This is a genomic window from Bradyrhizobium retamae (assembly GCF_001440415.1).
Taxonomy (GTDB): domain Bacteria; phylum Pseudomonadota; class Alphaproteobacteria; order Rhizobiales; family Xanthobacteraceae; genus Bradyrhizobium; species Bradyrhizobium retamae.
This window is the reverse complement of sequence record NZ_LLYA01000185.1, coordinates 25676-38624: the sequence shown is the minus strand read 5'-3', so window position 1 is coordinate 38624 and position 12949 is coordinate 25676. Positions and strand designations below refer to the sequence as shown.

The 12949-nt window shown below is 60.9% G+C and carries 7 protein-coding genes and 2 pseudogenes; 3 read left to right on the top strand and 6 right to left on the bottom strand.

Features of this window, described 5'->3' with window-relative positions; genetic code table 11:
* Positions 1–582: 582 nt before the first annotated feature.
* Positions 583–2138, bottom strand: a pseudogene (locus CQ13_RS31330) (ISL3 family transposase).
* 87 nt (positions 2139–2225) lie between these two features.
* Between CQ13_RS31330 and CQ13_RS31325 the strand changes: the two are divergent.
* Both CQ13_RS31325 and CQ13_RS31320 read left to right on the top strand, forming a co-directional pair.
* Positions 2226–2779: pseudogene (locus tag CQ13_RS31325) on the top strand (SLC13 family permease); the annotation flags it as partial.
* A 436-nt stretch (positions 2780–3215) separates the two neighbouring features.
* Entirely contained in the window at positions 3216–4349 is a 1134-nt protein-coding gene (locus CQ13_RS31320; RefSeq protein WP_082637747.1) for a sensor histidine kinase, read from the top strand.
* 30 nt (positions 4350–4379) lie between these two features.
* On the opposite strand, the gene CQ13_RS31315 is transcribed toward CQ13_RS31320, so the two are convergent.
* The 4 genes from CQ13_RS31315 to CQ13_RS31300 form a co-directional block, all read right to left on the bottom strand.
* Positions 4380–4988 carry a PRC-barrel domain containing protein gene (locus CQ13_RS31315; RefSeq protein ID WP_082637746.1) on the bottom strand — a complete coding sequence of 203 codons (609 nt, stop codon included), beginning with the start codon at positions 4986–4988 and terminating at the stop codon, positions 4380–4382.
* A 27-nt stretch (positions 4989–5015) separates the two neighbouring features.
* Complete coding sequence (locus CQ13_RS31310; protein ID WP_057846670.1) at positions 5016–6551, bottom strand: MFS transporter; 1536 nt, start codon at positions 6549–6551, stop codon at positions 5016–5018.
* Between the two features lie 109 nt (positions 6552–6660).
* Entirely contained in the window at positions 6661–7422 is a 762-nt protein-coding gene (gene lepB / locus CQ13_RS31305; protein ID WP_057846669.1) for a signal peptidase I, read from the bottom strand.
* Positions 7423–7643: 221 nt separating this feature from the next.
* Positions 7644–9662 (bottom strand): PBP1A family penicillin-binding protein, encoded by a 2019-nt coding sequence (locus tag CQ13_RS31300; protein ID WP_156434014.1) that lies wholly within the window; start codon positions 9660–9662, stop codon positions 7644–7646.
* Between the two features lie 380 nt (positions 9663–10042).
* On the opposite strand from CQ13_RS31300, the gene CQ13_RS31295 reads away from it, so the two are divergent.
* A complete protein-coding gene (locus CQ13_RS31295; protein ID WP_057846668.1) occupies positions 10043–11362 on the top strand; it encodes an MFS transporter in 1320 nt (439 codons plus the stop codon).
* 198 nt (positions 11363–11560) lie between these two features.
* On the opposite strand, the gene CQ13_RS31290 is transcribed toward CQ13_RS31295, so the two are convergent.
* On the bottom strand, positions 11561–12928 hold the full coding sequence (locus CQ13_RS31290) for a S41 family peptidase (RefSeq protein WP_057846667.1): 1368 nt from the start codon (positions 12926–12928) through the stop codon (positions 11561–11563).
* Positions 12929–12949: the final 21 nt, after the last annotated feature.

Here is a 12949-nt window from a genome sequence, read left to right as displayed (position 1 = left end):
GTCAGGTCCTGAGCGCCTCGGAGAAAGCAATGAAATGGCGAGGGTTCATCCAGTTCTAGGTGGAGCGGCGGCTGTGTTGCCGATCGCTGTTCGAACGCGGCAACATTCGCGGAAGATCCCCTCCTAAGGGGGAGCGGACGAAGGGCGGCACGTCCAGCTATGTCGCCTTTTGGCCGTTGAGACATGCCGAAAGACGCTGAAAACGCCTGCTTATAGGGCCAGCCCGGAAGTGGTCGGCGCATGGTCAAAATGACGAGATTGACCCATCGCGGGTATCGATCAGGGTCACAATATCTTCCATGGTCCACAATTGTCGCTGATACGTAACCGTCCGGTGAGGGCCGCGGCATGATCGCTTCCCTCGGATTCCTGCACTGCAAGGCCAGAGCTCGTGCCACGGCGCATCGCGGTGTGGTTGGTCGCAACCCGCACATGAGCGCCATGGCTACCATTTCGGCCGCTCTAGGCGCCACTTCATATCCTCTCAACCAGATCACGCCCTGCTAAGATGTGAATAGGCACCGACCTTTGACCCCCATCGGCTTCCAACATTGGCTCTGACGCAGTTTTGGTGCAGCTCACTCATTCGGCACCTATTAGTCTGGCTTGAAGCAGATCGATTTTCCCGCGGCCATACATTTGACGTCTGACGAGCTTGAGGCGAGTAATCTGACCTTCAGTCTGACCGTTGGACCAGGGCGACGTGATTGCCGCTCGAACCGCTGCTTCATCGTTCGTTACGCCGCGGGCGAATGAGGCGACAAGGCTGGCGCGAGCGCGCTCGATCCAGGATGACAACCCAGCGGCGGCTCTGCGCCGGATCATCCTGTGGAATTCGGCTACGAGCTCTCGAGCTTCGACAAGGGTGGGAACGCCAGCTTCGACGGCAGCGACAGTGATCGTCTCCGCCTTGGAGAGCGTATCCCGTCCGACCGTCATAAGACGAACGATTGTTCTGGCCGATGGGATCCGGTGGAGGTTTTCGATATCGGCCTTTTCGGACCGCCGTCTGCGGGTCGTCCATTCGCCGACAACGCGAAGAGAGCCTCGGAAGCCGCGTACCCTTAAACGGCGCCAAAGTTCAGCGCCGTTTCGGCAACCGGCTGCCCATTGCTCGTCGAGCCATGGCAGATGCTGATCGAGTGAGTTCTGCCGCGTCCGGAAGATATCGTGGCGTTCGCCACGGATCACCTGTCGTATTAGCTTCCTGCTATGGCCGGTCTGGCGCACGATCTGCTTGATCGGCGTTCCACCGTTCGACAGGCCCAAGATAGTTGCGTTGGTCTCTTCGCGGCGGAGATAACCCTCATACTGGAGGCGCTCGGCCGCGGTGAGCAGTTTGGAATCGATTGTCGTTGCCCCGATCGCGCTGCGGATCGGGCGCATCGATTTCCGAACCGCATCGAGGAAGGCCCGACTGGCGTTCTCCATCAGATGCCATCGATCCGCGACCTGTACCGCCTGCGGCAGGGCCTTTGCCGCAGCTTCGCCATATCCCCCACCACGGTCACGGGCAATGATCGTGATCGTGGGATGAGCAGCCAGCCAGGCTTGGGCGGTCGCGGGCTCACGATCCGGCAGCAGCGTGACAATCCGGCGCCTTTCCAGATTGCAGATAATGCTGGCGTATCGGTGGTTGCGCCGCCAAGCCCAGTCGTCAATGCCGATGACCTTGAGAGGATCAGCCGGCGGGCGGCTGCGGCGTCGGACCACGCGCAGGAGCGTGTCTTTGCTCACGGTAGCATCAGCCGCTTTGCGAAACCTGCTGCGGGTCGACCGCCAAGCGCCAGGCCGAGGTGGTGGACGATAGAGTCCAGTCTCGCCGTGCGTCGCGCCGAGGGAGCCAGTACGCCTTCGGCGAAGCGCTCGGTGAAGATTTGGCGCCCGCACAGGACAGCGTCGCAGCGGAAGCGGCGAGCGATCACAAGGAGCTCTACAATCCGCCCCGAGAGCGGAAGATCGGTCACGCGCCGTCGGTAGCGGCTATGGACGCGTCGGGAAACCGTTCCGCACGACGGACACAGACCAACACTTCCGGACGCCCGGACCACAACAACGGCCTTATCGCCTTCGTAGTACGCACTCTCTACAACAAACCCACGCGGCACCAGACTGGAGCGCTGGAGTGCTTGCTGCATGGCGCTGATTCTCCGCAATCAAAACGCCAGACATCTCCCAAACTGCATCAAAAGTGAGTCAGAGCCAATATTCGGAGCCGATACACAGTCGCGATCGGTGTCGTGCTGGTCCAGCCTCGGCGCTCGACAAGCAACTGGGACTACCGACCTTCATCTGCGGCACCGTGACCGCTGGCGCGGTCCTGGTGCTGAGCCGCCAGTCGCCCCTGCCCGTCCTCAAGAGTGTGTCCTGGAGAGTGTTGCCGCTGGTCGGAGGCTTGTTTGTCATGGTGGAAGCGCTGGTGAAGACCGGCGTGATCGGCCATCTTGGCGCGTTATTGCACCAAGCGCTTGCGCAATCTGTGACCCAGGCCGCTTGGAGCGCTGGCGTTGCCACGGCCCTCGCCGACAATCTGCCCGTCGGCCTTGTGGCGGGTTCGGTCGCGGCCAGCGCTCATTTGCCGGCGCCTGTTGTTAGCGCCACCCTAATCGGTGTCGATCTCGGACCGAACCTGTCGATCACCGGCTCGCTCGCCACCCTCCTATGGCTGGTTGCGCTCCGCCGCGAGAAGATCGAGGTCGGCGCATGGACCTTCCTCAAGCTCGGTCTGCTGGTAACGCCCCCTGCCCTGATTGCTGCGTTGACGAGCACTGTCTGGTGATCCCGCTCTTGATCAGTGAGTGTTGACGGTACCTTCGCGATTCTTTCCAAATGTTAAGAGGCATTTTCCTCAGATCCGATCAAGATGCGAACTTCGAACTGGTGCCGGAATGGGGCGCGCTTAGCGTCTCTGCCGGAGGATTTATTTGCGCTTTTCGTGGGTTGTCATGATCTACAGTTGAGGCCAATGAAATCGTGGCGTTGGTAGCAAATCGGCGGCATCACTATCGGCGCGCGATTGAGCGTTGCTGGAGTCGCGTTGGTTGCGATGATGTCGTCCCGGCGAGCGAAGGCGTTCTCTGACATGAAAGCAGCGCTTCACCGTCGTAGGTCTTGCGATAGGCCGTCTCCGGATCGCATCTTCAGGACATTACGAAGGCATTCACGGGAATGTTAAGAAGCTCCGTATAGTTTAACTTGAAACCTGTCGATGCACCATGGCCGAATACACGCTTTCGACGCGCGATCATCATCCGCGCAGGACCACCAAGATGCGCCAGGCTGCAGCACGGGTTGTTGCTTGGACTGTCGATCGTTGGACTAGCTTGTGGACAACCGGCCTTCGTCCGGGATCGTCGAGCGGGATTGCTTTTGCGCTCGCGTGCGTATGTTTGGCAACCGCAATTCGAGTACTGCTCGGAGAAGTCGGTCCGGAAAGCACAGTCTTCGCACCTTACTATGCTGCGACGGTGGTTATCGCTCTTGTTTGCGGCTGGACCAGCGCCGCGATCTCGGCGCTCGCGGGGGGAATTCTCGCTTCCCTCCTGTTTCTGCTTCCGGACAAAGACCCGGCTAGAGGTCCTGCAACCATAGTTGTGAGCCTCGGGCTCTATGGCGCTTCATCATTTGTCATCATCTGGTCTGCCGAGAGCTACCGGCGCCTGACACTCCTTCTGCAAGAAGCAGATAAAGTTCGAAGCTTGCTTTCCAATGAGCTTGCTCATCGTCTGAAGAACACGCTGACTGTGGTGCAAACCGTGATTCGGTACTCTGTAAATGACCAACCGGAGTTAAGAAACAAGCTCTGCGCAAGGATTGCGGCGCTCGCCGATACCAACGACGTCCTGATACGGGCGCAGGGGTCCAGCAATTTTGTTGAATTAATAGACCGCGAACTAGCACATTTCGGCAGCTCTCGTGTCCACGTTTCGGGCCCCGATTTCAACTGCGAACGCGAAACCCTGACCCTGCTGTCCCTTCTCATTCACGAGCTTGCGACCAATGCGGCCAAGTATGGCGCGCTCGCAACAGCCACGGGTTCCCTCCATCTTGAGTGGTCACTTGTTTCAGGACGCCTGGACATGACGTGGCGCGAACGCGGCGTGACGGGCCTAAGCGCGCCAGGGTCGAAGGGTTTTGGCACCAAGTTGCTCGACGCCGTCGCCAAGCGCTTCAATGGTTCGGTTCATGTCGAGCTCGCCAGCGGTGGCCTGACTTGCAGGCTGACACTCCAGCTTTTCGAGCCGGATCATTCAGATTCCCTCGCCGACGCGGGCTCGGATCACCAGGTGGTGGCATTCCCTTCTGCGTCGGCAGCCATCCACAGTTCGAAAAGCATCGCCGCCGGCTGAGCCGCAGCCGGCGACGATGACTGAGTGGGCTCAAATCGGATTGGAGGACCAGCGGCCGCTATACTTGAATTCCGGCGCGGCTTTGAGCTGGTTGGCGGTCGCATCCATGGCCGCGTGCCACTTCTTCGCAGACGCATCGTAGGTGACGTTGACTGCCGACGGGCGCACCGCGACGTAATGTTGATCCACTCCCAGGAAGCCGCCGACCGAAACGATGTAAGCTGCAACGTCTCCCTGCGGATCGAGCGCTATGTCCTTGATCTGCCCGATGTCCTGGTTCGAACTGCTGTAGATGTCGAGACCGACAAGCTTTGAGCTGAGCTCATCGGTCTTCGGTAGCTCTACATATTTGCCGGAGGCGGATGGCTGGGCCGTTCGCGACGAGGAATTCTCCAGCCCGACCGTCTTGAGTTCAGCAAAGGAATCCGGGCTGATCGACACGACGACGGAGTTGCCGTCCGCATCCCTGGCGTGAATCACATAGGCTTCAGGTGCAATACGGACGTCCGTATAACCCGAAGTCTTCAGCATATCATCGAGATGGGCTCTCAGATCCTGATGTTGGCCGTCGCTCTGCGCCGCATAGGCGAGCGGCGCCAGCAAGACGAGAGCTATCCCTGCAAGAGCAAGCTTTCGCATGTTGGTGTTCTCCTTTGGTTGATGGGATCACTTTGACAACGAGCCGCCGTCAACGGAGTTGCGTGAAACTTTACTCATCTTGCGGCCCAAGGCGGCACTCAGCGGCCGCCTGCTGCGCGGGCCCGTCCAAGACAACATACAAGCAATCAGCGCAAACATGGCGAACATCGCGAGCACGTCTTGCGTCGCCAGCACGAGTGCCCCCGGCGGTGCGCGCAGCGGACCAAGGCTGGCGCCCGTGGCGGCGTGAAGGCGCCAGGAGAATACGGCCGTCGACGCTGCGATACCGATGCTTGTGCCGAACGATCGCGTCACGTTGAGGAGTCCGCCCGCCTGTCCAATGTCTTTTTCCGGGATGCTCGCCATGACGGCACTGTTATTCGGTGACGTGAACAGCCCCTCGCCAAGACCGAACAGCGCGAGCGCCGCAGTCAATTGGGGCGCGCCGGTGGTGTTGGAGCCGATTTCCAGGGCCAGCCACGCACAGGCACAGAACGCGAGCGCCATGCCTGTGACGGTGAGCGGGCGGGGACCAAACCGATCATACAACGCCCCACTTACCGGTGACACCATTGCCAGTGCCCCTGGGATCACCATCAACTCAATGCCGGTGGCCAAAGCCCCATCTGCAAAGGCCCGTTCGAGGACGAAGGGCATCAGGAAGAACATGCCGAACAGCATTGCATAGGAAAGTAACCCGGCGAGATTGCCCGCCCAAAAGGAATGCTCGTGAAATAGTGCTAAATCGACCAGCGGCGAACGCTGCCGGCGCTCCCACCAAAGCAGCAGCGGCAGCAGGACCATCGGCGCCCATATGCAGAGGACGAATGCAAACGAACGGGTGCCCCAGAGACGGCCTTGATCGATCGCGAGTACGAGAGCGATCAAGGCCGGCGCAAGCAACGCCACCCCACCCCAGTCGAATTGGCGATCGCCGCGTTGCGTCTTCATCTGCGGCAGCACGAACCAGGCCATGACGGCGCCCAGCAAGCCGAATGGGACGTTGATCCAGAACACCCAACGCCAGCCCAGCATGTGGATCAGCAGGCCGCCGAGCGCCGGGCCGACACTCAACCCCACCGCCTGCGCCGAGGCCTGCACGCCGATGGCTCGGCCGCGATAGCGTGGGCCGGCCGCCATAACGACCACGGCGATGCTGTTCGTCTGCAGCAGCGCAGCGCCGACCGCCTGAAGGACGCGAAAGCCAACGAGAGACAAAAGGTTCGGCGCGGCGCCGCACAGGCCAGATCCGAGAATGAATACGAGGAATCCGGCGGTATAGAGCGTCTTGCGGCCGTACACATCGGCAAGCCGGCCGAACACGGGCAGAAGGACCGCAAGCGTCAGCGTATAGGCCAGCGCGACCCAGCTGATATCGCTCAAATGCTGATGAAAATCCCGTTCGAGCACCGGCAGCACGAGCTGAGCGATGCTGGCGTCAAGCTGCCCCATGAAAGCCCCGATACACACCGTACCGACGACCAGCCAGCGATAGTAGGGCCGCTCTGCGAAGAGACCGCTCGTCGATCTGCCCGGATCGTCCTTTCCTTCCGACGCGGCCACAGCTCTTTTCGGCTGAAGCCGACCAAATCCTCTCCCGGCACGCTCAGACGTAAAACCAAGAGGTGTTCGAGCTTTTCCCGCTGGAAGATGGATCGAGGACTGCATTTGGCTACCTGACGATGCTGAACAACCTGGTCCACCGTATCGCCGACGGCCAGTTCCAAACCTCCCAAGCCCACTGTGCGGGCGTCACGGAAAAGAAGATGACCTGGGCTCGTCCGATGAGATCGTCAAACGGCACGTAGCCGACATCGGGAAAGCGACTGTCTTCGGAGTTCTCGCGATTGTCCCCCATCATGAAGAAATGCCCGGGCGGCACGGTGTAGACCGACGTAGAGTCGGGAAATGCAGGGAGAGCGCTGCACTTCAACGTGTCGTAGGACACGCCATTTGGCAGGGTCTCCCGCCATTGCGGGACCTCGACCGGCGGACTTCCTGGTGCCGATGGGCGACAGGGATTGCGGCCCACGAAATCCGCTATGCGCTTCCGTTCGATTTGCCTGCCGTTGAGGTAGACGGCGCCATCGATGACCTGGATGCGGTCGCCGGGAAGGCCGATCACGCGCTTGATGAAATCGACCGAGCCGTGCCGAAACACGACGACGTCGCCGCGCTGCGGCTGCACCGCTGCGATCCGGCCACTGAAGAATGGGAGCGAGAACGGAAGCGAATACCGACTATAGCCGTAGCTATATTTCGACACGAACAAGTAGTCACCGACCCGCAATGTCGGCTCCATCGATCCGGACGGAATGTTGAACGGCTGAAAAAGCAAGCTGCGGATCACGATCGCGATCAGGACCGCCTCGATGACTGTCTTGAAGGGCTCGAAGGCACGGCCTCCACGTCGTAACTGGCTTGCCGTGGTCATCGCGAATCCTGTCTTGCAGTCAGCCGCCCGGATCGCAAGCTGAGCCGCAGTCCGGGCGAAGCGGCCGCACATCGCGCTGCTGCTTCCAAGACTTCCCTATCCGGCGCACCTTGCTGGCGCTACTTCTATCAATGCTGTTGACGTATTGGGCGTTCCGCCGCGCGTAAAACATGTCCAAAGATTAAGAATGCAGAAGGATAGTTCGCGCTTAGGTCGAATGCTCATCTCGCGCAGTATTGTCGCGGCCGTGGCCCATACGGTTGATAGGTGCAGTCCGAGGCGCGGAATGAATGATAGAATTCTTCGCAGACCGGAATGTTGCACTGAGCGCCCTGCCCTTCGGCGGGCAGCGCTGGGCTGCCTTGATCGGCAAGGATCGATGGCTCTTGCGGGTACGTCGGCGCGCGCGGCGGCGTCGGAGCGACTTCGGCAGTCGTCGGCGTGCTCGCCTGCTGCATAAAGTCCTTCCAGATCTTTGCCGGCAGTGAGCCGCCGACCACACCTTTCATCGGACTGTGATCGTCGTTGCCGACCCAGACGCCGACAATCAGCGAATCGTCGAAGCCGATGAACCAGGCGTCGCGATAGTCCTGGCTCGTCCCAGTCTTGCCGGCCGCAAAGCCCCCCAGCGCGGCCGCCCGGCCGGTGCCGCGCTCAACCACGCCCTGCAACAGGCCGATCAACTCATCCTGGTACTTTGCGAGGCTGTGCCGCGGGTCGCCGGAAGAGGCGACCGGCACGTAATCCCGATCGTTCGGCGTCTTGAGGCTGGAAATGCCCCAAGGATGGATTGGTGTCTCGCCAGCGCGTACCGAAGCGTAAGCCGAGGTCAGATCGAGCAGGGTCACCTCGGATGTGCCGAGCGCGAGACTCGGATTGTTCTGCAGCGGAGCACGCAGGCCGAGGTCGCGCGCGGCCGCGATCACCTGGTCGATGCCGACTTCCTGCGACAGCCTGACGGCGGCGTCATTGAGGGAATCGGCGAACGCTTCGGCCAGCGTAATCTCGCCGTAGTGGCGGCGCCCATAATTCTCGGGTCGCCATCCATGAATGTCGACCGGTGCATCGAGGATTTCATCGTTGGGGGTAAAGCCCTGGCGCAAGGCCGCATAATAGTCGAACAGCTTGAATGCCGAGCCCGGCTGCCGTTCGGCCTGCACCGCGCGATTATACTGGCTCTGCGAATAATCGCGTCCGCCGACCATCGCGACGACGGCACCATCAGACCGCATGGCCACCAGCGCGGCCTGTCCGACATGCTTGCCCTTGCCGTACTTGGCGAGCGCCGACTTCACAACCTTGTCTGCCAATTGTTGCAAACGCAGATCGAGCGTCGTGCGGATTTGAACCGGGCCGCCAAACGGCGGCGTGACAGCGGCGGCCTTGCTGTAGATCCAATCGACGAACCAGCCGGCCGATGGCGGCGAGACTTCGGGAGAGCGTGGGGTAGCGGGATGCAGCTTTGCCACCAGCGCCGCTTGTCCCGTGAGTTTTCCGTTCTCCACCATTGCGTCGAGCACAATGGCGGCCCGCCGGCGCGCGGCATCGAGGTCGTGAAGCGGATCATCCGCTGCCGGCGCGTTGATCATTCCCGCGAGCATCGCTGTCTCCGGCAAGTCTAGATCAGCGAGCTTCTTGCCGAAATATAGCTTTGCCGCAGCAGGAAGACCCGTTGCACCCGAACCGAAATAGACGTTGTTGAGATAGCTCGTCAAAATCTGGTCCTTGGTCAGGTGATGCTCCATCGAGGCCGCGATTGCCGCCTCCTGGATCTTGCGCCGGTAGGTTCGCTCCGGACTGAGAAAGAGGGTCTTGGCCAACTGCTGGGTGATGGTGCTTCCTCCCGCGACGATCTTTCCCGCTTCAATATCTTCCCTCAGCGCGCGCAGGACCGAGAGCGCATCAATGGCGCCATGCTGGTAGAAGTGCCGGTCTTCGATGCTGAGGACGGCATTGATCACATCTGCTGGCATCTCCTTGGCATCGACTGGCGACAGTTTCAAATGTCCTGTACGCCACAAATCCTGACCGTCGGCCGATTGCAGTTCTATGACGCGTCGCGACGTCACCTCGGCAGTGTCAGGAATATGAACGCCGCGCAAGGACCATGCTGCTGCGGCCAGCAAGGTCACCAGGACAAGGGATATGCCGGAAACTACTTGGGCGGCATAAAGAAGCCGTGAGCGTCGGCGACTTGGCGAAGTTAGCGCGCCGTCCGGAGTGCCGATGGGAAGGCTCACAGCGAGACACTCCCCAACCGCCGCCCGATCGGCCGTGCCAACTCGGCAGGCATTACGAAATACAACTTATTCCTATCTGCCATCGGGAGTCGGACGTAGGTCGCGTCGTTGGTTGTCGATACTGGGCAACGGCGCTGCCGTTGTCGCAAGTTGAACGCTAACCCGGTGCGGGAGTTCCGCGCGCGTCAATCTCTGGCGATGCTAGACGCTCCTTCTCTCCATGCGGCGACGCTGTCGCCGCATGCCTGTCCGAGGCGGGACAATTCGAAAGTGCGGAACAAAGCACTCGCTGCGCTGTTGGGCCCGCGCCCGGACACCTTGTGCAGATCACACTGTCCGGGCGCGGCGCTGGCGGCAAATGAAGATGAAGAAGAGTTAAGATGAACGGCAGCGACGCGGACCCATCCAAGGGCAGTATCTACAAGGTGGCGTTAGCAAGCATCATCGGCTCGGTCATCGAGCAATATGATTTCCTTGTCACCGGCGTGATCGCCGCAACTGTTTGGGGGGATGTCTTTTTCAAGCTTCCGGCCCTTGCGGCCATTGCTGCTGCAATCGGCGTCTACGGCATCGGCATCGTGATCCGCCCGATCGGCGCCTACATCTTCGGTCATCTCGCCGACCGCTACGGACGCAAGGATGCACTGGTCTATGCGCTGGTGTTGATGGGCGTCAGCACGCTGCTGATCGGGCTCACGCCGGGCTATGACACCATCGGCATTGCCGCGCCGGTATTGTTGATCCTGCTTCGCCTGGCGCAAGGAATCAGCTTCGGCGCCGAGTTTGGCACGGCCTCGACCTGGGTGATCGAGCAAGCGGCGCGCTCGCGACACCGGGCGTTTTGGAGCGCGTGGGTCGGCTTTGCCATCCCGATCGGACTGCTGCTTGGCTTTGGTTCGGTAATCGCGGTGAAATCGCTGATGACACCGGAGAGCTTCACGATCTGGGGCTGGCGCGTCTTGTTCTTGTTCGGCTTCCTGGTCGCGATCGTCGGCATCGTCATTCGCACGCGTACCGTAGACAGCTTTCTGTTCGAGCGGCAGCGGGCGCAGAGCGCAATTATTGACTATCCGGCCATGCAGGTCTGGCGCGACATGCCGCTCACGATCCTGCGCACCTCGCTCGTCAATGCCATGTTCGGCGGTGCGTTCTTTCTGTATTTCGTGTTCGGCACGAGCTACATGAAGGCGGTCGGGTTTAGCGGCTCGACGCCGGAAGTAATCGGACTGATCGCAGCGGCATTCATGCTTGTCTTCATGATTGTCGGCTCACTGCTCGCCGACCTGATCAATCGACGCACCGTCCTGTTGATCGCCGCGGTCGTTTTTCTGGTTTTTGCCATTCCTTATTTCCACCTGATCAATAGCGGAGGTTTTCTTCGCGCCACGATCGGCGAGATCATCGGGTTCGGCTTTGTCTTCGGCTTTGGTTACGGCGCGCTTCCCGCCTTCTACACCGAGAGTTTCCCGACCCGCTATCGTGCCTCGGGCGCGAGCGCCGGCTACCAGATAGCGCAAGTCTATGGCGGCGGGTTGATCCCCATTCTGGCAGGTCTCATCCTGAACGCCTACGGCATTCACCAGGCCTATCGCTATATCGGCCTTCTGGTCATGGCCTATGCCGTGCTGGCGATCGTTGCGATCCTGGCGACACCGGAGACCAAGAACATCGATCTCGAAGAGGCCGTGCGACAGACCTAGGCAACGCCTGCCTGGGCACACATCAGTTGTACCGCTGGATGTTATATTTTCTCTCAACGCGTTCTGGTCCGCACGGCGCGGTGGAATCGGTTCGCGAAGCCGGACCTCATGCCAACATACGGGATGTCGGCTTTTCCCGATATCTGGTGGTGGGACGCAAAGCTCGCAGCGGCGACTGATCGCTCGGCTTGATAGCGGTCACCTCGCTCCGGCCTCGACCTGTGTCTGGTCGGTCGACTGGGCCTTCCTCACCTCGATCCGTTCCAGATAGGCGAGCGCGGCCTTGAGCTGCGCGTCGTCCGGCTTGCCGATGAGCCCTGCCTTGATCGGCGCGGAATAGGCAGACTTGGCTTGTGATACCCGGACTTGTGTGCCGCCTGCGCCCGGCATGCGGTTGAGCGGTCCTGGATTTGTGAAAGCTCCGTGTAGCGAGCCTTCCCGCAGCAGGGGGCCGCCGCTGATCTGCTGCTCCTTTGGCGCGTCGACAAGGACATCCGGCGCAATGCCTTGACCCTGGATCGAGCGTCCGGAGGGGGTGTAATAGAGCGCCGTCGTGAGCCGCACCGCGCCCTGCCCCTTCAGCGGAACGATGGTCTGCACCGATCCCTTGCCGAAGCTTTGCGTCCCCATCACCGTGGCGCGGTGGCGATCCTGCAGAGCTCCGGCGACAATCTCCGAAGCCGACGCGGAAGCGCCGTTAATCAGGACCGCGACAGGGGTGCCGGACAACATGTCTCCATGCGGAGGAGCCTGGAAGGTCTGGTCTTCGCTCGCCTGTCTGCCATGGATGCTAACCACGGACCCGCCGTCCAGCAGGTCCCCGGCAACATCGACGGCCGCGGAAAGTAGCCCGCCGGGATCGTTGCGCAGATCAAGGACGAGGCCCGTGAGGTGTCCATGGGCGTCGCGCTCGAGGCCGGCGATGGCCTTCTTGAATCCGTCCGCAGTGTCGCCGCCGAACTGGCTGATACGGACATAGCCGATCCCGTCAGGCTCAAGCTTCGATTTGACCGAGTTGACCTTGATGATCTCGCGCGTCAGCGTGACATCGAATGGCTGCTGCTTGCCGCGCAGAATGGTGAGCGTCACGGTCGATCCGGGATCGCCCCGCAGCAGGCCCACCACCTTGCGCAAGCTCACCCCCTGTGTGCTTGAGTGGTCGATCAGGACAATCTCGTCGCCCGGTTCGAGCCCGGCATGAGCCGCCGGTGTACCGTCGATCGGCGCAATGATCTTGGGTATTCCGTCCTGTTCGGAAATCTGCATGCCGAGCCCGCCAAACCGGCCCGCGATGTCTGCCTGGGACTGCTCGAACTCCTGCGCGTCCATGTAGTCGGAATGCGGGTCGAGACGGCTAAGCATTCCCTTGAGGGCATCCTTGGTTAATTCGTCCGAGCCGATCGGATGCACGTAGTCGCGTTGAACGAGCTGTATCACGCCGGAGAGCAAGGCGAGATCCGAAGCGGCAGGTTCGGTGCCCTGCACCGCGATGGCGGTAACTATGGATACGGCAGTAACGCCTGTGGCCACGAGGGCGCTCACAATGAGCAGGCGAAATTTTGTCATCACTCGTCTTCTCCTCACCAC

Bases quoted from the DNA above. Each gene is read 5' to 3' on its own strand.
- CQ13_RS31295 (WP_057846668.1), top strand. From the start codon at position 10,043: ATGAACGGCAGCGACGCGGACCCATCCAAGGGCAGTATCTACAAGGTG.
- CQ13_RS31315 (WP_082637746.1), bottom strand. From the start codon at position 4,988: ATGCGAAAGCTTGCTCTTGCAGGGATAGCTCTCGTCTTGCTGGCGCCG.
- lepB (WP_057846669.1), bottom strand. From the start codon at position 7,422: ATGACCACGGCAAGCCAGTTACGACGTGGAGGCCGTGCCTTCGAGCCC.
- CQ13_RS31290 (WP_057846667.1), bottom strand. From the start codon at position 12,928: ATGACAAAATTTCGCCTGCTCATTGTGAGCGCCCTCGTGGCCACAGGC.
- CQ13_RS31320 (WP_082637747.1), top strand. From the start codon at position 3,216: ATGGCCGAATACACGCTTTCGACGCGCGATCATCATCCGCGCAGGACC.